The following is a 20,514-nucleotide window of genomic DNA, read 5'->3' as shown; positions in this document are numbered from 1 at the left end:
CCCGTAGACCGCCCGTGGACCGCTCCGCTGGACCGCAATGTGGCCGGGCACCCCTCGGGTACCCGGCCATCGATCCGACGTCAGCCCTTCAGCGCGGCCATCCACCTTTCGACCTCGTCCGACTGCCGAGGCAGCGCACCGCTGAGGTTCCGGTTGCCGTCCTCCGTGACGAGGATGTCGTCCTCGATGCGGACGCCGATTCCCCGGTACTCCTGCGGCACCGTCAGGTCGTCGGCCTGGAAGTACAGCCCCGGCTCGACCGTCAGCACCATGCCGGGCTCCAGCGTGCCGTCGACGTACGACTCCACGCGCGCGGCGGCGCAGTCGTGGACGTCCATGCCGAGCATGTGACCGGTGCCGTGCAGCGTCCAGCGGCGCTGCAGGCCGAGCTCCAGGACCCGCTCGACGGGGCCCTCGACCAGTCCCCACTCGACGAGCCGCTCGGCCAGCACGCGCTGCGCAGCGTCATGGAAGTCGCGGTACTTGCCGCCCGGCCGGACGGCCTCGATACCGGCCTCCTGGGCGTCGTACACCGCGTCGTAGATCTTCTTCTGGATCTCGGTGAAGCGCCCGTTGACGGGCAGCGTCCGCGTGACGTCCGCCGTGTAGTACGTGTGCGTCTCGACGCCCGCGTCCAGCAGCAGCAGGTCGCCGGAGCGGACCGGGCCGTCGTTGCGCACCCAGTGCAGTGTGCAGGCGTGCGGTCCGGCGGCGGCGATGGTGCCGTAGCCGACGTCGTTGCCCTCCACGCGCGCGCGGAGGAAGAACGTGCCCTCGATGTAGCGCTCGGAGGTCGCCTCCGCCTTGTCGAGGACCTTGACCACGTCCTCGAAGCCGCGGACCGTCGAGTCGACGGCCTTCTGCAGTTCGCCGATCTCGAAGTCGTCCTTGACCAGGCGGGCCTCGGAGAGGAAGACGCGCAGCTCCTCGTCGCGCTCGGCGGTGACCTTGTCGGTCAGGGCCGCCTCGATCCCGGCGTCGTACCCGCGTACGACCCGCACCGGACCGGTGGCCTCGCGCAACGTGTCGGCCAGCTCGCGCACGTCGGAGGCGGGGATGCCGTGCAGCTGCTCCGCCTCGGTGAGCGAGTGCCGGCGGCCGACCCACAGTTCGCCCTGGCCGGACAGCCAGAACTCGCCGTTCTCCCGGTCGGAGCGCGGCAGAAGGTAGATCGTGGCCCGGTGGCCGTCGGCGACCGGCTCCAGGACGAGCACGCCGTCCTCGGTCTGGTTGCCGGTGAGGTACGCGTACTCGACGGAGGCCCTGAAGGCGTACTCCGTGTCGTTCGAGCGGGTCTTCAGGTTGCCCGCGGGGATCACCAGGCGCTCGCCCGGGAAGCGCGCGGAGAGCGCGGCGCGGCGGGCGGCGGTCTCGGCGGCCTGGGCGATCGGCTGCAGGTCGTGCAGCTCCGTGTCGGCCCAGCCGGACTTCATGCTCTCGGCCAGCTCGTCGGACACGCCCGGGTACAGGCCGTTCTTCCGCTGCTTGATGGGCTCCTCAGACTCAACTTCCGGGCCCGCTGCGTCAGCAGCAGAATCGGATACTGCCGGGGTGAGCTCCTCCGCCACGGTCATCCTCCTAGATACGGCACTGGACCCCCTCCATCGTACGGTCGTACGTAAGGGGGCCCAGGGGGGAAGGACCTGTTACCGGACTTGTTACCGGACTTGTTACCGGACCTGTCACCGAGCCTCTTGCCCGCTGCCACCGGCACGTTGCACGCTGTCACCGGCGCCTACTCGAAACGGGCCGCCAGCAGGACCACGTCCTCGTCGCTGTCCTGCTCGGCGAGTCCGTCCGGCAGGACCGTGCGCAGCACGTGGTCGGCGATCGCGCCGGGGTCGTGGCGCAGCGGCTTGGGCACCCCGGCGGCGGCCGCGTGCAGCCGGGCGAAGGCGCGGTCGACGGGGTCGCCGGTGCGGTGCAGCAGGCCGTCGGTGTAGAGCAGCACCGTCTCGCCGGAGTCGGCCTCCAGTTCCACGCTCGGCGCCTCCCAGCAGGCCAGCATGCCCAGCGGTGCGGAGACGGAGGTCTCGGCGAACTCCGTGCGCCGCTCGCCGACCAGCAGCGGCGGGCAGTGCCCGGCGCCGGCCAGGGTGATCTTGCGCAGGGCGGGTTCGCAGTAGGCGAACAGGGCGGTGGCGGAACGGGCCGGCTCGGTCAGCCGCAGCAGCAGCTCCAGGTCGGACAGGACCGCGACCGGATCCTCGCCCTCCATCACGGCGTACGCCCGCAGGGAGGCGCGCAGCCGCCCCATCGCGGCGACGGCGCTCGGCCCGGACCCGGTGACGGACCCCACGGCGAGGCCCAGTGCGGCGTCCGGCAGCGGCAGCGCGTCGTACCAGTCGCCGCCCCCGCGCGGGCCGGTGCGGTGCCGGGCGGCGAGCTGGACGCCGGGCACCCGCGGCAGGCGGGAGGGCAGCAGCTCCTCGGTCATCGTCTTCATGCACGCGCGCGTGCGCTCGACCTCCAGCAGCCGGGCCAGGTGCTCGGCGGCGTGGCGGACGTACAGGCCGACCAGGTGGCGCTGGCGCTCGCCGGGTTCGGCGGGCTCGTCGTAGAGCCATACGGCCGCGCCGAGGCGGCCCGGCGCGCCCTCCGCCTCCAGGGGCAGCGCATAGCTGGCGGCGTAGCCGAGGCGGGCGGCCACCTCGCGGTGGCGGGGGTCCAGGCCGGCCTCGGCGAACAGGTCGGGTTCGGCGATCTCGCCCTCGCCGCCGGGCAGCCCGTCGAGGATCCGCCCGAACGACAGGGCGCTGCGCGGGACGGTCTCGATGTGGCCGAGGTCGGCGCGGCCGAGGCCCAGGCCGATGGTGGTGTCCGGTCCGAGCCGGTCGGCGGGCTCCAGGACGACGAGCCCGCGCCGGGCGCCCACCAGGGCGGCTCCGGCGTGCAGCAACTCCGTCAGGGCCGCGGACAGCGTGTCCGTGCGGACGAGGCGTTCGGTGAGCTCATGGAGGGTCGTGAGGTCCGAGACCCAGCCGGCGAGCCGGTCGGTCAGGAGGGCGGCCGGCACGGGGGAGCCGGGGGGGACGGGGGCGGCCGAGGGGACCGTCGGGGACCCCGGGGTGACTGGCGCGGGCGCGACAGTGTGTGCGGGCGAGGGAACCGTTGAATCGATTCCAGCCACTTTCGGAGGGTGAGGGGCGTTCATGGCGTCCGGCTCTCGGACCGGAGCGTATTGCTCAAAAGCATCGCAAACCCCCATGTCATTCTGCGCCGCTAGCGGTGTCTCCACATGTACACGCACTCGTGAGGGGATGTCCAGCATTGTCCTGCTGGGATTACTGGTGTCCGTGGGCTCTTTGGGAGAATCACGCACGGTTCTTCCGGCTCCCTTGCGAAATTGCGAAGTTGGCTTAAAACTGACTCGGGTAACGGGTGTTTGCGGTCGACTGGCCTTGTTCCACGGAGCGTCACAGCGGTCGTGATGGGTACGTACTCGGTAAGGGCCAGGGGTCGTTGGGAGCTCATGGGGAGCCTCCCGGAACCTGGTGACCGGTCCGGGCGTCATAGTCATCGACGACCGTGCCCCATCCTCCCGTGGCGGAGGCGGAGAGAAATACGCGCGACGTTAAACGCCAGACTTCGCCACCCCACGCCACGCCCAGGCATTAGATGGACGCAAGTCGGACGGAGTGGCCGCGGAAGCAGCCACCGCTCGACCCTGAGGGGTTCCCCCTGTCTCGGACAGGGGTGTGATGCGCCAACAGGTACGCACAGTGAAGTGATCGACGCATGGTGTGATGTGACCCACGGTGTTGCCAGCGGTGCAACGGAAAGGAACGAGCGCTCATGCGCGAGATCCTCGGAAAGCGACGCAGGCTCCTGTCCCAGCGAAGCGACGGGCGGCCCGAGTTGATCGACTCGGCCCTGACCTTCGCGACGGAATGGCAGTGGCCCGTCCTCCCGGGGGCGGCGGCGGATCAGCGGAGCACGTCCCGCTGCAGCTGCCCCGACCCGGAGTGCACGGTCCCCGGTGCTCACCCCTTCGACCCCGGCCTGCTCGCGGCCACCACCGACGAGCGCATGGTGCGCTGGTGGTGGACCAACCGGCCCGCCGCACCGATCGTCCTGGCCACCGGGGACACGGCCCCCTGTGCGGTCAGCCTCCCCGCCCTCGCGGCCTCGCGCGCGCTCGTGGCGCTCGACCGGCAGGGCATGCGCCTCGGGCCGGTCGTCGCCTCGCCCACCCGCTGGTTCCTCCTCGTACGGCCCTACACGATGGAGCAGCTGGGTGAACTGCTCTACGCCAAGGACTTCGTGCCCGGCTCCCTCCGCTTCCACGGCGAGGGCGGCTACATCCCCCTGCCCCCGTCCGAGACCGGCCGCGGCGACATCTGGTGGGAGCGCGCGCCGCTGCCCGGCTCGGCCTCGCCCTGGGTGCCCGACGTCGAGGCCGTGGTGGACGCCGTCGTCGACGCCCTCACTCGTACGGGTGTGAGCGCACCCGAGTTGTAGGGGTGTCGGGCGCGCGCCGGGCGGGACGCCCCGGTTCGCCCTCTATCTTCCGCTACATGAACCTTCGTCTCCTCGCCCTCGGGGGCGCCGTGGCAGGCGCGATCGCCCTGCCCCTGGCCATGGCGTCCGCGGGGCCGGTCGGCGACGAAGGGCGCGCGGCTCAGCCGGCCGGTTCCCCCGCGGCCGACACCCGGCCGGCCGACGCGGGGGATGGGGAGGACGCGCGATCCGCCGCCCGTACGGACCCCAAGGCGCCTCCCGGCAAACCCTCCCGGCCTCCGCTGCTGCTCGGCCTGGGCCTGGCCACCGCCGCCCGCTGCGGCCCCGAACTCACCTCCCCCGACGGTGTGGAGGCGCAGACCTGTGTGCTGTCCCAGGGCGAGGACACCTGGGCGCGCACCTACTACCGCAACGCCACCGGACGCGCCCTGGACGCCTTCCTGAGCCTCATGGGGCCCGCGGGGCGCACGGTGCGGACTACCTGTGCGATGGCCGCCGAGGACGAGCCGGAATCCTGCGAGACGCCGCACGAGCGGAGCCGGGGGGAACTGGCGGCCTACACGGCGGTCGCGGAGTTTGCCGGAGCGACCGTCGACGGACCGCTGCTGCTGCGCTCCGGGAGCAACTCCCGTGCGGACACGGGCAGTTGACGTGCGCTGGCACCGTGTAAACGGAGTCGCGCACAGAAAAACCCGGTTGCTGGCGACGGGGGATGCACCAGCAACCGGGCTACTCGAACGGTAACAAGAGATCGGCGTTACGCAAATTCGATCTCTTGATTTCATCGGCTTTCCGGACATCGGCGAATCGACTCTTCTGGCGTCGACTCGCCTTGCCCGTACGGTAGTTGTGAGCCCAGTCACGACGGCCGCCGACACCCGACCGGCTGACCGGTCGGTCAGTGCGGCCGGGTTCGCTCCCTGTGCGTCAGCTGAGCGTGACCTGCCGGTTGGTCAGGCCGCCACGCGCGCGCCGCTCGTCGGCCGTGAGCGGAGCGTCCGAGGCCAGCGCGGTGGCGAGGCGCTCGGCGAACTCTGCGGCCGGCTTCTCCACGTCGTCCGCGGTGATCGCGCTCGGCAGGTCCCAGACCGGGACCGTCAGGCCGTGCGCCCGGAAGGAACCCACCAGACGCGTGCCCTCGCCGAGGCTCGAACGACCCGCCGCGTGCAGCCGCGCGAGGGCGTCCAGAAGTTGTTCCTCCGGGTGCGGCATGACCCAGCGCAGATGGTTCTTGTCCGGGGTCTCGCACCAGTACGCGGCGTCCACACCGGTCAGCTTCACCGTCGGGATCGCGGCGGCGTTGGCCCGCTCCAGGGAGGCGGCCACCTCCGGCGCGGCGTTCTGCGGGTCCGGCACCCAGAACTCGAAGCCGCTGTGGACAACTGGCTCGAACGCGCCTTCGGGATCGAGTAGATCCTGCATCCGCGGACCGTCGGCCGGGGCACGGCGCGCCTGCACCGGCGTGCCGGGGTCCGCCTCCAGGGCCCGCTGCAAAGTGTCCGCCAGGTCGCGGCTGATGTCGCCCGACGGCGTGTCGTTCTGCAGGCCGAGCAGCACCGAGCCGTCGTCGCGGCGCAGCGCGGGCCAGGCCATCGGAAGCACCGTGGCCAGCACGACCGACGGGACGCCCTCGGGCAGTCCGGCCTTCAGGGTCAGCTCGACCGTGGCGGCCGGCACCAGTTCGCGCAGCGCCACCCAGTCGCCCTCGCCCGGCAGGCCCTCGAAGGGACGCTGCACCAACTCGGTCACGGCATGCGCGGCGGCCCGGCCGTGACAGGCCTTGTAGCGGCGGCCACTGCCGCACGGGCAGGGCTCCCGCGCGCCGACGACCGGGACCTCGCCGTCGGTGAGCTGCGGCCGTCCGGCCTTCGTCTGGGGTCGCTTCTTGGCCATCTGGCTGTCTCCCGGGTACGGCTCGTCTGTACGGGCGGGAGCCTAGCCGCTCGTACGCTCCGTCACCGGGACCTGTGGACAACCCGGTGTTCGGGGACGGCCCGGAGCCTGTGGACAACCAGCGGGCCGCAACCTGGCTGGGCAGTACATCTAGTCCAGCTCGTCGAACGCGTCCGCGAACTCCAGGTCGGGCATCGACGCCACCGACGGGGCGGCGACCCGGGACGCGAAGTCGTCACGACGACAGCCGGCGTCGGGGTCGTACACGTCGGCGTGGACGACTACCCACACCGTGACCTCGCCGCGCGCGTCGTCCCGGACGCCCCAGTCGTCGGCCAGGGCCGTGATGATGTTGAGCCCGCGGCCGCCGTGCGCGGTGACGGAGGGTGTCGCCGGGGCCGGACGGGTCGGGCCGCCGCCGTCGGTCACCTCGACCACCAGCCGGCCACCCTGATCGACACGCCACGCGGCCCGGACGTCGCCGTCCCCGGCCAGGGCATCGCCCAATGGCCTGCCGTGCTTGCACGCGTTGCTCAAAAGTTCGGAAAGGATCAGTACGGCGTCGTCGATGACCGATTCCGACACCCCGCCGCTGCGCAACTGATCGCGCATACGGTGTCTCGCGTTCCCCACGCCCGCAGGACCATGGGGTACGGCCATGCTCGACGACGCGGGCACCTCCTGTGCCACCACCAACGCCACCCCCGAGACCTCCTTCGCCCCACGCCACGGTGTGGATGCCCCATTGGCCTGTACCGGAAACCGGCCAATGCGGGTCCCGTGACGCATTCGAAATGGTCGGACACGGACCGAACGCGCCGGTGCACTCCCTGTGAGGGGCCTGTCAGGAGTGGCTTGATTTGGATGATATGGCCGAGAAAGGAGGATGCTGTAGGCGCGCTGTGAGGTCAAGAGGTGCGGATGGGACTTGAGGTGTTGTTGGGACTTCTGGTGCTGTTGATGCTGATTAGTACTTCTGATGCCACTGGGACGATCTTGGGGCTTCTGTGAAGTCGAGATTCTTGTGAAGTCGAGGGGTGGGCGGGATCAGCGGCCCAGCCGTCGCAGCACCGCGCGCGGGCGGTTGGTGATGATGGCGTCGACGCCCAGCTCGACACAGAGATCGACGTCCTCGGGTTCGTTCACCGTCCACACGTGCACCCGGTGACCGGCCCGCTTCAGACGCTCGATGTACGCCGGGTGATTGCGCACGATCCGGATCGACGGACCGGCGATCTCCACGCCCGCAGGCAGCCGCCCGTCGCGCAGCCGTGGCGAGACGAACTGCATCAGGTAGACCGTCGGCATCGTCGGCGCGGCGGCTCGCACGCGATGCAGCGAACGCGCCGAGAAGCTCATGATCCGCACCGGGGACTCGGCCGCCGAGGCCGGCGCGTCCAGACCGAACCGCTTCAGCAGCACCAGCAGCCGCTCCTCCACCTGTCCGGCCCAGCGTGTCGGGTGCTTGGTCTCGACGGCGAGTTCCACCCGGCGCCCCGCGTCGGAGACGAGCTCCAGCAGCCGCTCCAGTGTCAGCACCGACGTCTCCTCGCGGTCCTCGGGCCGCACCTCCCAGTCGGGATCCTCCACGCGCGCGTGCCAGGCCTCGCGCGCCTCCCGCGTCTTCCAGGAGCCGAAGTCCAGCGCCGCGAGATCGGCGAGTTCCAGGGCGGAGACCGCGCCGCGGCCGTTGGACGTACGGTTGACGCGACGGTCGTGTACACAGACGAGATGGCCGTCGGCGGTCAGCCGTACATCGCACTCGAGGGCGTCCGCACCGTCCTCGATCGCCTTCTTGTACGCGGCCAGGGTGTGCTCGGGGGCCTCCTCGGAGGCGCCGCGGTGAGCGACGACTTGAATATGGTGCTGCCGTGCGTGAGTCACCGCGTCATCGTGCCACCGGCGCGCCGCCGTCTGAGAACCCTCTGAGATGTTTCGAGGATGCGCACTTATTGTACGTAATGACCCTTATAAAGAATGGCCATGGACCCACAGCCACCGCTTATGGTGCTCTGACGGCCCGTGGGAAATGCTGAGACGTACAAAAGCACATGCACAGCTTCAGCGCGCCGGGTCGACGACAATGCGTGCGACGAAGCGCGACGAGCGCCGACGAGCGTGACCCAGTGCGACCGACGACAACAGCCGTGGATCGAGGAGAAGAGCTGTGAGCACCGAGAACGAGGGCAAGAACGAGGGCACCCAGGTACCCCCAGCCCCGTCCGCACCCCCCGTGCCGGTGGAATCTCCCGCGGCCTCCCCGCAGGCGCCGGAAGCCGCCCCGGCCACCCCGGCGGGCCCGCCCGAGGCCGGCTGGCCGCCGCCCACCGCGCCCCAGGGAGCACCGGCCCCGGCCGACGGCGACTGGCCGCCGCCGACCGCCGCACAGGCGCCCTCCCCGGCCCCGCAGGGGCCCCCGGCCACCCCCGGCGACGACTGGCCGACGCCGCCTCCGGCCACACCGCTGTACGCCGACCCCGGCGCGGGCACGCACGCGTACGGCACCGCCGGCGCCGGAGAGCCCGGAGCAGGTGGCGCCGGTGGGGCGGACGGGACCGGCTGGGGCGCCGCCTACCAGCAGCCCGCACCCAAGCCGAACCGTGGCCGCGGCGGACTCGTCGCCGCGATCCTGGTCGCCGCGCTGGTCGCGGGCGGCCTGGGCGGCGGCCTCGGTTACACGCTCGCCAAGAACGACGACAGCAGTGGCTCGACCACCGTCTCCGCCTCCACCAGCGGCGGTGACGTCAAGCGGGACCCGAGCACGGTCGCCGGGGTCGCCGCCAGGGCGCTGCCCAGCACGGTCACCATCGAGGCCGAGTCCAGCAACGGCGAGGGCGGCACCGGCACCGGCTTCGTCTTCGACACCCAGGGTCACATCGTCACCAACAACCACGTCGTCGCGGACGCGGTCGACGGCGGCAAGGTGACGGCGACCTTCCCCGACGGCAAGAAGTACAACGCCGAGGTCGTCGGACACGCCCAGGGCTACGACGTCGCCGTCATCAAGCTCAAGAACGCTCCGTCGGACCTGAAGCCCCTCGCCCTCGGCGACTCCGACAAGGTGGCGGTCGGCGACTCGACGATCGCCATCGGCGCCCCCTTCGGCCTGTCCAACACGGTCACGACGGGCATCATCAGCGCGAAGAACCGCCCGGTGGCGTCCTCCGACGGCACCAACAGCACCTCGTCCTACATGAGCGCCCTGCAGACGGACGCCTCGATCAACCCGGGCAACTCCGGCGGCCCGCTGCTGGACGCCTCGGGCAACGTCATCGGCATCAACTCCGCGATCCAGTCCACCGGCGGCGGAGGCCTGGGCGGCACCACCCAGTCCGGCTCGATCGGCCTCGGCTTCGCCATCCCGATCAACCAGGCCAAGTACGTCGCCCAGCAGCTGATCAAGACGGGCCAGCCTGTGTACGCCAAGATCGGCGCGTCCGTCTCCCTTCAGGAGTCCACGGGCGGCGCGACGATCACCGACAAGGGTGCGAACAACGCCCCCGCCATCGAGTCGGGCGGCCCGGCGGACCAGGCCGGCCTCAAGCCCGGCGACGTCATCACCAAGCTCGACGACATGGTGATCGACAGCGGCCCCACCCTCATCGGCGAGATCTGGACCCACAAGCCCGGCGACAAGGTCACGATCACCTACGAGCGCGGCGGCAAGTCCCACACCGTCGACCTCACCCTCGCCTCCCGCAAGGGCGACAGCTGACCGTAGGGGCCCATGCCCGGATCTCGCCTACTCGGCAGTTCATAGACGTACTGGTCAGAAGGGGTGCCTCTCACTGAGGGGCACCCCTTCTGTATGGGGCCTGTCTATGGGTGGACGTGACCCGGGAACTTGCTGGTCAGCGGCCTGGCCCAGCCATTCCCTTTCGGATCACTCTCATGGGCGTGGGATAGCTCGCCCGCCATGGCTGAGTCAGGACCCGTCGCCTGGCCACCTGCCCCGATCAGGACCGAACGGCTCGTGCTCCGCGAGTCCGAGGCCCGGGATCGCGCGGCGTTCATCGAGCTGCTCGCCTCACCGGAGGTGCATACCTACCTCGGTGGCCCTCGACCGCGTGATGAGGATGAGGGGGACGCGGGTACGCCGCCGAGGCGTGCGCGGCGGTGCTCGGCTGGTTCGCCGACGGTGGGGCACCGAGCAGTGGTTCGGTGTGCGTTCCTCGGTGACGCCGTCTGGCTGAGCCAGGACTTGTCTCACAGTCCGGCTCATTTGATCTTGTGGAAAGATCGCGGAATGCTACGACTAACCGACTTCATCATCGACTGCCCGGACACGATGAAGCTGGCAGCCTTCTACTCCGAGGTGACGGGGCTCCCGGTCAAGGAGGACAGCAACGAGAACTGGGCCGGTATCCAGTTCGGCGAGATCGAACTGGCCTTCATCCAGGTGGAGGACTACCGCGCCCCGCAGTGGCCCGACAGCGAGCACCCCAAGCAGTTCCACCTCGACTTCGAAGTCGACGACATCGAGGCTGAACAGCGCCGCGTCCTGGCCCTCGGCGCGACCCTGCAGCGGGACTGCATCGGCCCCGACGGCTACGGTTTCCGCGTCTACGCCGACCCCATCGGCCACCCCTTCTGCCTCTGCCGCAACAAGGGTGTCATCTGGACCGATCAGGGCCTCAGCTGGCCCAAGCGCGACCAGTAGGTCGTTTCGCAGCTTGGACCATGCCGGGGAGGAAGCGGAACAGGACTGCGATGCCGTGGCCTGCCCTGCGTGCGACCTCTGCCGGAACGACGCCGGACGCAGGACCGGGTGAACGCCGCCCTCGACGTCTTCCGGTCCAAACTGACCAAGCGCGGGATCTCACTCAAGGCACTGCACTCACCCGGTGCGCGCGGTCATCGACGACCAGCGCACGTGGCTGTTCGAGGTGCTCCGTGATCTCTCTGCCGACCTGGGCCACCCGGACCCCGAGCACGCCGCACGCGTACGCGTCCTGCTGCACGACGGCGCGTTCCAGGCCGCCGAACTCGGTGACCCGGCGGTGGTCCGCGAAACACTGCGCCGAGCTGTTGACGAGGTGTTCCCCGCTCAGGTGCGCCCGCCCGGCGAGGAGGACCGAACCGAGCAGACCGGACGGGGACGAACCCGTGCACCATGGCGCACCAGAACAAACGGGGAACAGCGGGGAACCACGGTGAAAGCAGCCGAGCCCGACAAGGCTGCTCGCCCACAGTTCACCCAGGTCAGCGCCTGAACCGGCCTCAAGTGACCGCAGCTTCCCAAGCTCAGTGATCTACGTCGGCCCGCCCCAAGTCCCCGTGTACTGCTCGCCGTCATCACCGACAAGATTCGCCGCCAGTTCTGCGGTGAGGTCGGCCAGGGCAGTCCTGTCAACATCAGGGGCATGGGCGCCGGACAGAGTCACTTGTCCCTCGTCCCAATGGAGCCCGACAGCGCCACCTCCCGGACTGATCCAAGTGAACGCCGGCTGTCGGCCGAGGTCAGCCAGGTCGAGGTACCCCTCTTGCTCACCGGGCTCCGTCTCGGTTTCCGTCTCATGCAGCGCCGTTCACGACCGTTGAGGCGGAACCCGAAGCCGTCCCGACGTCGACGACCAGCCGTCCATGAACCCAGGTGAATGGCCCCGCACGCGGCCCGCCGCCCTACCACCCCAGTTGAAAGCGTGTTGGGTAAGCTGCGGCGGCACTCGCATCCCCCCCCATGGAGGATGAGCGGGGGTGGACACCGCCAGGGGCGGGTGGCAGCGGCCAGTGGACCCCGTGTGGACCATGCCCCCCGTGAACCGGCCGCGCCCGGTACGCTGTACCCGCTCCGTCCCAGGTGGGCAGGGGCACAGGTGGGTTGCCCGAGCGGCCTAAGGGAACGGTCTTGAAAACCGTCGTGGCAGCGATGTCACCGTGGGTTCAAATCCCACACCCACCGCAGGTGAACGGCCCCTGACCGGGTGAATCGGTCGGGGGCCGTTTTCATGCACGACTGTTCGGCGACTACGAGTCCCGCCAGTCGTCCGTTGCCGTGGGCAGTGGCTCAGGGGACGTGTCGCGCTGCTGGGCAGCACCGTGCTCTCGTTGACCGCTTCTTCCGTCTCGCCCGTCCGGGCTCCGTGACGGCTTTGTCCCGGCTGTGTGACGTAAGGGCTTGCTGTGCTGCCCTGTGACCAGGGGCGTTGTTACCGTCCCGCCTCGGGAGCGGCCGGTCGAGTGGCCGCCTGTGAACAGGGGGGACGTCCCAATGAAGGTCAACCGGCTGAGATCCGTCGTCGGTGTGCTGGCCGCCGTCACGTTGAGCACTGTGCTCGTCGGGTGTCAGGGGAGTGGGGCCGGCGGCGGGGCGAAGGCGGGTGCCGCGGTTGCGGGGTCGTCGTCCGGTCCGGCGGCCGGGGGCGCCGCAGACGCCCACTCCGGTGCCACCCCCGCTGCCGCTTCACCGGCCGCCGCCGCGCCCGCCGCTCCCGCTGCGCCCGCTGCTTCCGCCGCTCCCGCCGCGCGCGCTGGGTCCGTCGTCTCCGGGGCGGCCGTCGCCGCCTCGCCTGCCGGTGGTTGCTCCGACGCGACCCCCAGCCCCGACGACGTCGACCCCGACGAGTTCGCCGTCTACCGGGTCGAGGAGCTGGACGGGAGTACCGGCAAGGTGAACCTCGTCATCCAGCACGGGGCCTGGGGGTGCCCCGGGAAGGACACGGACGGTGCGCCGTTCGTCGTCACCGGGGAGGAGAGTCGGTGGGCCCTGGACCAGGCCGCGTATGTCACCGCCACCAACCCCATCACCGCCGGCGCCGGGAACCAGCGCATCGGCGTGCAGGAGCTGATCGACTGGATCGACGCGCACCCCGACTCCGGTCTCGTGTTCCGGTACGAGACCGGCGACGACGGGGCCATCCACCGGCTGGAGCAGGTCTTCGCGCCCTAGGTGGCTCCAGGCGTGGTGTTCCAAGTCATGCGGGCCGCCGAGGCGACCGTCGCCCGTGCCTCTCGTGGCGTCAGGCCGGTTCGTACGGCCGCGTCGACGAGGTCCTCGGACAGCTCCGGGCCGATCCCGTCCTCGTAGGCCCGGCAGGCCGCCCAGAACAGGCGGGTGTTGCGCTGGCCCTCGTGGGCGGCCAGGACGAACTGGACCAGGCCGCGGCCGTGTGCGCCGCCCGCCGTCGAGTCCGCACCCGCCGGTCCGCGGTGGGGTGTGCGGGGCGGCGGGAGGAGGAGGCGCAGGAGTGAGCGGGGGCACGGTGCCGGGGTGAGGTGGGCGGTGCCGGGGGCCGTGGCGTAGGCGCCGTGGGCGGTGCGGGAGCCGGGGCCGACCAGGTAGCCGCCGGCGCCCCGGATGTCGATGCCGGGGGCGAGGCGGCCGGCCGAGTTGGGGACGACGACGTCCGGCGGGCCGGTGAGCCAGAGGTGGCGGCCCCCGGACGGGGTGAGGACGACGATCGTGGGCGGGATCGTGAAGAGGTGCCGCAGGGCGAGCTCGCGCAGGGCGGCGGTGGAGTCCGTGTCCGACTTGATGTCCAGGTCCACGCCGATGAGGTGGTGCGGGGGCAGGCCGCAGGCGATGCCGTAGCCGGTGGCCCAGGGCGTGGCGGCGAACATCTCGCGGATGCGGGCGGGGTCGGCGGAGGCGTCGTACACGCCGTGGCCGAAGCGGCCGCACTCGCCGCGGCAGGGCGGCCCCGTCGGTCCTGTGGGTCCCGTCGGTCCTGGGGGTCCCGCGGGTCCCGCCCGTTCCGTCGGTTCCGGGGTGTTGCGGTGGGGGGAGCGCAGGGCCGGGAGTTTGGTTCGGGACAGGGGGATGACGGCCAGGCCGCGTTCTGCGGCCGACAAGGCGTGGGCGAGGGCCAGCGTGGTGGCCTGCCGGGGGTACCGGTCGGTGGTGGCCATGAATCCATGTTCGTACGAATGTTCGAAAAAGGAAAGAGGGGTAGGCGGTGACGCGCCCGGGGGCGGTCGATCGGGCGGGAAAAATGCCGGAACGGTTCGTCCCTTGTGGGGCCTGAGGGGCTGGTGTCTGAGTTGCCGGGGATTATGGGGGCACGGGCAGGAAAAGTGGTGCTAGGGGTTTATCGACTTGTCATCACGCTTGAGTGCTAATCGAGGCTTCCGGGGTGGTTCGCCGGGGATTCGGTGGGCAACTCTGGTCTCGCGACGTCGTCACAAACGCCGGGACGGTCGGCCAACCGGCCTGGTGGAACCCATACTTCGCGCTCTGGAGGAACAACATGGCAAGCATCCGTACCGCCCGCGTCATCGCCGCCGTCTCCGCCCTCCCGCTGGCAGCCGCCCTCTTCACCGGCGTCGCGACGGCGGACAACGGCGGCTTCGCGGACGACGGATCGAACGCGGGTGTCGCGAGCATCGTCGGCAGCGGCGTCGGGCATGACAACAAGGGCAACTCGTCCACCACACAGCAGAACGCCGTCGGATCGGGCGCCTCGAATCAGAGCAATACCGCGCAGGTCAACGGGTCCGCGTTCACGGCCGTCAATCAGGGCAACAGCAACGTGGCGGTGTCCTTCGCCCCGCTGTGGTGGTGATCCGAGGGGGTCGGCGCCGCGCGCCGGTCCTGCGGGGAGGTCGTTCGGGGGTGGGGTTCGCGGGTCGTAGCTCGTAGCTCGTAGTACGTGGGGTGCAGTACGTGGGGTGCAGTACGTCTGCGCGGCGGTGCTTCGGCGCCGCCGCGCAGACGCGTTTCCGAACGTCGCTGAAGCCTTTATTGACAGGCCGTCATATCTGACGGACAGTCAGAAACCTGCTCCGGCAAGGGACCTGAAGGGAGTGCACCGGTGGACGAGGACCCGCTGTACCCACGGCTGAAAGCCCACGTGGGCCGCCCCGCCGCGGTCGCCGGCACCGGCCGGGACCCTGTCAACGTACCTATGATCCGGCACTGGTGCGAGGCGATGGGCGACCTCAACCCGGCGTACACCGGACCTCGCGCGATCGCCCCGCCCACCATGCTCCAGGCGTGGATCATGGGCGGCCTGAGCGGTCACCAGGGGCGCGCGCAGGCCTACGACGAACTGCTCTCCCTCCTCGACGAGGCGGGCTGCACCTCGGTCGTCGCGACCGACTGCGAGCAGGAGTACCTGCGCCCGCTGCGACCGGGGGACGAGGTCGCGTTCGACACGGTGATCGAGTCGGTCTCGCCGCGCAAGACGACCAAGCTGGGCACCGGGTACTTCGTCACGACTCGAACGGACGTCCGCGTCGGTGAGACCCTTGTCGGCACCCACCGTTTCCGCATCCTGAAGTACGCCCCGGCCGCACGAGAGCAGCGCGCACAACCCCAGGAGCTGCGCCCCCGCCCCGTCGTCAACCGTGACAACGCCGGTTTCTGGGAGGGAGTCCGGCAGCACCGCCTCCTCATCCAGCGCTGCACCGCCTGCGACACCCTCCGCTTCCCGTGGCTCCCCGGCTGCAACGCCTGTGGCGCGGTGCGGTGGGACACCGTCCAAGCGGGCGGCGAGGGCACGGTCTACTCGTACGTCGTGATGCATCACCCGCCCTTCCCGGCCTTCTCCCCGCCCTTCGCGATCGGGCTCATCGAGCTGGCCGAGGGCGTCCGGATCATCAGTGACGTGGTCGACGTGCCGTACGACAAGGTGCGCATCGGGATGCCGGTGGAGCTGGAGTTCCGGGCCTACGACGACGAACTGGTGCTGCCCGTCTTCCGCGCGCGGGAGGTGGCCGCGTGAAACCCGGGGACGAACTGCCGCCGCTGGAGATCGAGGTCACCCGCACCCTGATCGTCGCCGGCGCGCTCGCCTCGCGCGACTACCAGGACGTCCACCACGACCCCGAGGCGGCCCGCGCCAAGGGCTCCCCGGACGTCTTCATGAACATCCTCACCACCAACGGCCTGGTCGGCCGCTACATCACCGACCTCTTCGGCCCCGGCACGGTCCTGCACAAGGTCGCCATCCGGCTCGGGGCGCCCAACTACCCCGGGGACACGATGGTGTTGCGGGGCACGGTCGAGGACTTACGCGACCCGGACCTGATCGTCGTACGGATCACCGGCGACAACGGCATCGGCCGGCACGTCAGCGGGACCGTGACGGCCACGATCCCGGGGTGGCGCGCGACGGACCCGACGAGCGGCATCGGAACCGTGACGGTCACCATCCCGGAAGGGCCTGATGGGCCTGATGGGCCTGAAGCGTCTGAAACGTCTGAAGCGCCTGATGGGCTTGTAGGGCCGGAAGGGGCCGGGCGATGAGTGTCAGGACGCGGGACGCCCTGGGCGGGCGGGCGGCGATCGTCGGTGTCGGGGCCACGGAGTTCTCCAAGGACTCGGGGCGCAGCGAGCTGCGGCTGGCGGTGGAGTCGGTCCGGGCCGCGCTCGCCGACGCGGGGCTCGCGCCCGCCGACGTGGACGGTCTGGTCACGTTCACGATGGACACGAGCCCCGAGATCACCGTGGCGCAGGCCTGTGGGATGGGCGAGCTGTCGTTCTTCTCCCGGGTCCACTACGGGGGCGGGGCGGCCTGCGCGACCGTCCAGCAGGCGGCGCTCGCCGTCGCGACGGGCGTCGCCGAGGTCGTCGTCTGCTACCGCGCCTTCAACGAGCGCTCCGGGCGCCGTTTCGGCTCGGGCGTACGGCATCGCGAGCCCTCGGCGGAGGGGACGGCGCTCGGCTGGACGCTGCCGTTCGGGCTGCTCACGCCCGCGTCCTGGGTGGCGATGGCGGCGCAGCGGTACCTGTACACCTACGGGCTGACCCCTGAGGAGGCCTTCGGGCCGGTCGCGGTCACGGCCCGTCGCCACGCGGCGGCGAACCCCGCGGCGTACTTCCACGGCCGTCCGATCACCCTCGCCGACCATGCGGCCTCCCGCTGGATAGCCGAACCGCTCAGGCTGCTGGACTGCTGTCAGGAGACGGACGGCGGCCAGGCGCTGGTCGTCACCTCGGTGGAACGGGCCCGCGACCTGCCGCATCCGCCCGCCGTGGTCGCCGCGGCGGCCCAGGGCGCCGGGCGGGCCCAGGAGCAGATGACCAGCTTCTACCGCGACGATCTGACGGGCCTGGCGGAGATGTCCGTGGTCGCCCGCCAGCTGTGGCGGAGCTCCGGGCTGGCGCCGGCCGACATCGACGTCGGGATCCTGTACGACCACTTCACGCCGTTCGTGCTGATGCAGCTGGAGGAGTTCGGCTTCTGCGCGCCCGGCGAGGCCGCGGCCTTCGTGGCGGCGGACCGGCTGCCGCTGAACACGCACGGCGGCCAGCTCGGCGAGGCGTACCTCCACGGGATGAACGGCATCGCGGAGGCCGTACGACAGCTGCGCGGCACGTCCGTGAACCAGATACCCGACGCGAGCCGGACCCTGGTGACGGCGGGGACCGGCGTGCCGACCTCGGGCCTGGTCCTGACCTCGGACGGGTGAGCACCCGGACTGGACGGGCGGGCACCCGGACTGGACGGGCGGGCACGGGCCCGGACCGGGCTGCGAGCCCGAGTCCGGTCCGGGCCCGTCGGGGGTCACCCCAGGGGTCATCCCGTAGTAGTCGACGCCTGTTCGTCCACCTTCAGGAGGTGGGGCAGGCACCACCCCTACAACCTGAGACGGACTTCCCTTCGGGACCTGCGGCCGATCCGCCCGAGCGGCAGTCGAACCTAGCGTGGAGACATGACCACACCCGTCTGCACCAGCGCTTCGAACGGCATGACGCGGCCTGCTCCGTACCCGTCCTTCGCGTCGTACGTCAGGGCCCGTCAGCCGGTGCTGCTGCGCACCGCACGGTCGCTGACCGCGAACCCGAGCGACGCGGAGGACCTGCTGCAGACCGCGCTCACCAAGACGTACGTCGCGTGGGAGCGGATCGAGGACCATCGGGCGCTCGACGGCTACGTCCGCCGGGCCCTGCTGAACACCCGTACGTCGCAGTGGCGCAAGCGCAAGGTCGACGAGTACGTGTGCGACGAGCTGCCGGAACCGGAACCGGCTCCCGGCGGGGACGACCCGGCCGAGCAGCAGGCGCTGCACGACGCCATGTGGCGGGCGATCACGAAGCTGCCCGCGCGGCAGCGCGCGATGGTCGTCCTCAGGTATTACGAGGACCTCAGCGAGGCCCAGACGGCGGAGGTGCTCGGCGTCTCGGTGGGCACGGTGAAGTCGGCGGTGTCGCGGGCGCTCGGCAAGCTGCGCGAGGACCCTGAGCTGGTGCTTGTCCGATAGCGGCGCGGCGTGGGGTGTGACGCGGGGCGTGACGCGGGGTGGCGTGGGGCGTGACGCGGGGCGTGACACCGGGGGAATGCATGGGGCATACATGGGGCGACGTGGGGTTTTGGCCTGACGGCGTGACCCGATCGTTCACCGCTTCCTAGTGACATACCGAGCGGTATGTGAGCAGAATCAGCACAACCGTTACCACCGCGTAGGCAATGTCGCCGCCCTGGGAGGACGCCGTGCTGAGCACCATGCAGGACGTACCGCTGACCGTCACCCGCATCCTCGAGCACGGTGTGCTGGTGCACGGCCGGTCCCGGATCACCACGTGGACCGGTGAGGGCGAACCACAGCGGCGCAGCTTCGCCGAGGCGGGCACGCGCGCGGTGCAGCTGGCGAACGCCCTGCGCGACGACCTCGGCGTCCACGGCGACGACCGGGTGGCCACCCTGATGTGGAACAACGCCGAGCACGTCGAGGCGTACTTCGCGATCCCCTCCATGGGCGCGGTGCTGCACACCCTGAACCTGCGTCTTCCGGCCGAGCAGCTGGTGTGGATCGTCAACCACGCCGCCGACAAGGTCGTCATAGTCAACGGCTCCCTGCTCCCGCTGCTCGCGCCGCTGCTGCCGAAGCTGCCCACGGTCGAGCACGTCGTCGTGTCCGGTCCCGGTGACCGCTCCCTCCTCGACGGCGTCCACGCGCGCGTGCACGAGTACGAGGAGCTGATCGCGGACAAGCCGACGACGTTCGACTGGCCGGAGCTGGACGAACGCCAGGCCGCCGCCATGTGCTACACCTCCGGCACCACGGGTGACCCCAAGGGCGTCGTCTACAGCCACCGCTCGATCTACCTGCACTCCATGCAGGTCAACATGGCCGAGTCGATGGGCCTGACCGACCGGGACACCTCGCTCATCGTCGTCCCGCAGTTCCACGTCAACGCCTGGGGACTGCCGCACGCCACCTTCATGACCGGCGTGAACATGCTGATGCCGGACCGCTTCCTGCAGCCCGCGCCGCTCGCCGAGATGATCGAGAGCGAGAAGCCGACCCACGCGGCCGCCGTCCCCACCATCTGGCAGGGCCTGCTGGCCGAGCTCACCGCGAAGCCGCGGGACGTCTCCACCCTCACGCAGGTCACCATCGGCGGCTCGGCCTGTCCGCCCTCCCTCATGTCCGCCTTCGACGAGCTCGGCATGCGGGTCTGCCACGCCTGGGGCATGACGGAGACGTCCCCCCTCGGCACGATCGCCCGCCCGCCGGCCTACGCGGTCGGCACCGACGAGGAGTTCGGCTACCGCCTCACCCAGGGGCGTTTCCCGGCCGGCGTCGAGGCCCGCCTCACCGGTCCCGGCGGCGAGCGTCTGCCCTGGGACGGCGAGTCCGCGGGCGAGTTGGAAGTGCGCGGCACGTGGATCGCGGGCGCCTACTACAACGGGCCCGACGCTGAACCCCTGCGCCCCGCCGACAAGTTCAGCGAGGACGGCTGGCTGAAGACGGGCGACGTCGGCACCATCTCCCCCGACGGCTTCCTCACCCTCACCGACCGCGCCAAGGACGTCATCAAGTCCGGCGGCGAGTGGATCTCGTCGGTGGATCTGGAGAACGCGCTGATGTCCCACCCCGACGTCGCCGAGGCCGCCGTCGTCGCCGTCCCGGACGCGAAGTGGGGCGAACGCCCGCTGGCCACGGTCGTCCTGAAGCAGGGAGCCACCGCCGACTTCGAGACCCTGCGCGCCTTCCTCGCCGAGGAGGGGAAGATCGCCAAGTGGCAGCTCCCGGAGCGCTGGACGATCATCGAGGCGGTCCCGAAGACGAGTGTGGGCAAGTTCGACAAGAAGGTGCTGCGCAGGCAGTACGCGGCGGGCGAACTGACCATCACCCAGCTCTGACCCGGGCCCCGGGCCGGGCCTCTGACCCGGGCCTCGGGCCGGGCCTCTGACCCGGGCCTCGGGCCGGGCCTCTGACCCGGGCCTCGGGCCGGGCCTCTGACCCGGGCCTCGGGCCGGGCCTCTGACCCGT

General features: G+C 70.8%; 17 protein-coding genes, 1 tRNA gene and 3 pseudogenes. 15 read left to right on the top strand and 6 right to left on the bottom strand.

The window, feature by feature from the left end:
* Positions 1-80: 80 nt before the first annotated feature.
* Entirely contained in the window at positions 81-1,574 is a 1,494-nt protein-coding gene (locus tag ACZ5SK_RS09180) for an aminopeptidase P family protein (protein WP_334578618.1), read from the bottom strand.
* 161 nt (positions 1,575-1,735) lie between these two features.
* Positions 1,736-3,271 (bottom strand): PP2C family protein-serine/threonine phosphatase, encoded by a 1,536-nt coding sequence (locus tag ACZ5SK_RS09175; protein WP_457495826.1) that lies wholly within the window; start codon positions 3,269-3,271, stop codon positions 1,736-1,738.
* A 524-nt stretch (positions 3,272-3,795) separates the two neighbouring features.
* On the opposite strand from ACZ5SK_RS09175, the gene ACZ5SK_RS09170 reads away from it, so the two are divergent.
* On the top strand, positions 3,796-4,461 hold the full coding sequence (locus ACZ5SK_RS09170) for a bifunctional DNA primase/polymerase (protein WP_334578617.1): 666 nt from the start codon (positions 3,796-3,798) through the stop codon (positions 4,459-4,461).
* Positions 4,462-4,517: 56 nt separating this feature from the next.
* Positions 4,518-5,111: a hypothetical protein gene (locus ACZ5SK_RS09165; protein WP_361709715.1), complete on the top strand. Its 594-nt coding sequence runs from the start codon at positions 4,518-4,520 to the stop codon at positions 5,109-5,111.
* Positions 5,112-5,388: 277 nt separating this feature from the next.
* Here ACZ5SK_RS09165 and ACZ5SK_RS09160 read toward each other — a convergent pair whose 3' ends face one another.
* From ACZ5SK_RS09160 to ACZ5SK_RS09150, 3 genes are all read right to left on the bottom strand, one after another.
* Positions 5,389-6,354 (bottom strand): DUF5926 family protein, encoded by a 966-nt coding sequence (locus ACZ5SK_RS09160; protein WP_334578615.1) that lies wholly within the window; start codon positions 6,352-6,354, stop codon positions 5,389-5,391.
* A gap of 150 nt (positions 6,355-6,504) precedes the next feature.
* Positions 6,505-7,143, bottom strand: coding sequence for an ATP-binding protein (locus ACZ5SK_RS09155; protein ID WP_334578614.1), 639 nt, complete (start codon positions 7,141-7,143; stop codon positions 6,505-6,507).
* A 258-nt stretch (positions 7,144-7,401) separates the two neighbouring features.
* The gene (locus tag ACZ5SK_RS09150) at positions 7,402-8,238 is read right to left on the bottom strand and encodes a glycerophosphodiester phosphodiesterase (protein ID WP_079661245.1); all 837 of its coding nucleotides are present in this window, start codon (positions 8,236-8,238) and stop codon (positions 7,402-7,404) included.
* A 283-nt stretch (positions 8,239-8,521) separates the two neighbouring features.
* On the opposite strand from ACZ5SK_RS09150, the gene ACZ5SK_RS09145 reads away from it, so the two are divergent.
* The 7 genes and pseudogenes from ACZ5SK_RS09145 (at position 8,522) to ACZ5SK_RS09115 (ending at position 13,243) form a co-directional block, all read left to right on the top strand.
* Positions 8,522-10,069: a S1C family serine protease gene (locus ACZ5SK_RS09145; RefSeq protein ID WP_468575646.1), complete on the top strand. Its 1,548-nt coding sequence runs from the start codon at positions 8,522-8,524 to the stop codon at positions 10,067-10,069.
* Between the two features lie 201 nt (positions 10,070-10,270).
* Positions 10,271-10,462 (top strand): annotated as a pseudogene (locus ACZ5SK_RS09140) (GNAT family N-acetyltransferase); the annotation flags it as partial.
* A 138-nt stretch (positions 10,463-10,600) separates the two neighbouring features.
* The gene (locus ACZ5SK_RS09135; protein ID WP_334578612.1) at positions 10,601-11,014 is read left to right on the top strand and encodes a VOC family protein; all 414 of its coding nucleotides are present in this window, start codon (positions 10,601-10,603) and stop codon (positions 11,012-11,014) included.
* 96 nt (positions 11,015-11,110) lie between these two features.
* Positions 11,111-11,188, top strand: a pseudogene (locus tag ACZ5SK_RS09130) (YajQ family cyclic di-GMP-binding protein); the annotation flags it as partial.
* Between the two features lie 10 nt (positions 11,189-11,198).
* Positions 11,199-11,567: a hypothetical protein gene (locus tag ACZ5SK_RS09125; protein WP_334578611.1), complete on the top strand. Its 369-nt coding sequence runs from the start codon at positions 11,199-11,201 to the stop codon at positions 11,565-11,567.
* Positions 11,568-12,169: 602 nt separating this feature from the next.
* Positions 12,170-12,256 (top strand) — tRNA-Ser (locus tag ACZ5SK_RS09120).
* A 309-nt stretch (positions 12,257-12,565) separates the two neighbouring features.
* Entirely contained in the window at positions 12,566-13,243 is a 678-nt protein-coding gene (locus tag ACZ5SK_RS09115; RefSeq protein ID WP_468418963.1) for a hypothetical protein, read from the top strand.
* Here ACZ5SK_RS09115 and ACZ5SK_RS09110 read toward each other — a convergent pair.
* Positions 13,240-14,202 (bottom strand): bifunctional DNA primase/polymerase, encoded by a 963-nt coding sequence (locus ACZ5SK_RS09110; RefSeq protein ID WP_334578609.1) that lies wholly within the window; start codon positions 14,200-14,202, stop codon positions 13,240-13,242. The genes ACZ5SK_RS09115 and ACZ5SK_RS09110 overlap by 4 nt on opposite strands.
* Before the next feature lie 338 nt (positions 14,203-14,540).
* Here ACZ5SK_RS09110 and ACZ5SK_RS09105 point away from each other — a divergent pair, with 338 nt between their 5' ends.
* The 6 genes and pseudogenes from ACZ5SK_RS09105 (at position 14,541) to ACZ5SK_RS09080 (ending at position 20,384) form a co-directional block, all read left to right on the top strand.
* On the top strand, positions 14,541-14,855 hold the full coding sequence (locus ACZ5SK_RS09105; RefSeq protein ID WP_334578608.1) for a hypothetical protein: 315 nt from the start codon (positions 14,541-14,543) through the stop codon (positions 14,853-14,855).
* A gap of 249 nt (positions 14,856-15,104) precedes the next feature.
* On the top strand, positions 15,105-16,016 hold the full coding sequence (locus tag ACZ5SK_RS09100) for a bifunctional MaoC family dehydratase N-terminal/OB-fold nucleic acid binding domain-containing protein (protein WP_334578607.1): 912 nt from the start codon (positions 15,105-15,107) through the stop codon (positions 16,014-16,016).
* Positions 16,013-16,393 (top strand): annotated as a pseudogene (locus ACZ5SK_RS09095) (MaoC family dehydratase); the annotation flags it as partial. The gene ACZ5SK_RS09100 and the pseudogene ACZ5SK_RS09095, both read left to right, overlap by 4 nt.
* 143 nt (positions 16,394-16,536) lie before the next feature.
* Positions 16,537-17,706 carry a lipid-transfer protein gene (locus ACZ5SK_RS09090; protein ID WP_334578605.1) on the top strand — a complete coding sequence of 390 codons (1,170 nt, stop codon included), beginning with the start codon at positions 16,537-16,539 and terminating at the stop codon, positions 17,704-17,706.
* Positions 17,707-17,949: 243 nt separating this feature from the next.
* On the top strand, positions 17,950-18,498 hold the full coding sequence (locus ACZ5SK_RS09085) for a SigE family RNA polymerase sigma factor (protein WP_319676513.1): 549 nt from the start codon (positions 17,950-17,952) through the stop codon (positions 18,496-18,498).
* A gap of 230 nt (positions 18,499-18,728) precedes the next feature.
* A complete protein-coding gene (locus ACZ5SK_RS09080; protein WP_443041340.1) occupies positions 18,729-20,384 on the top strand; it encodes a long-chain fatty acid--CoA ligase in 1,656 nt (551 codons plus the stop codon).
* Positions 20,385-20,514 lie beyond the last annotated feature (130 nt).

The organism is Streptomyces sp. NPDC031474 (assembly GCF_055581185.1).
Note: the sequence above shows the minus strand (reverse complement) of the source record. Positions and strands in the feature narration are given on the sequence as shown.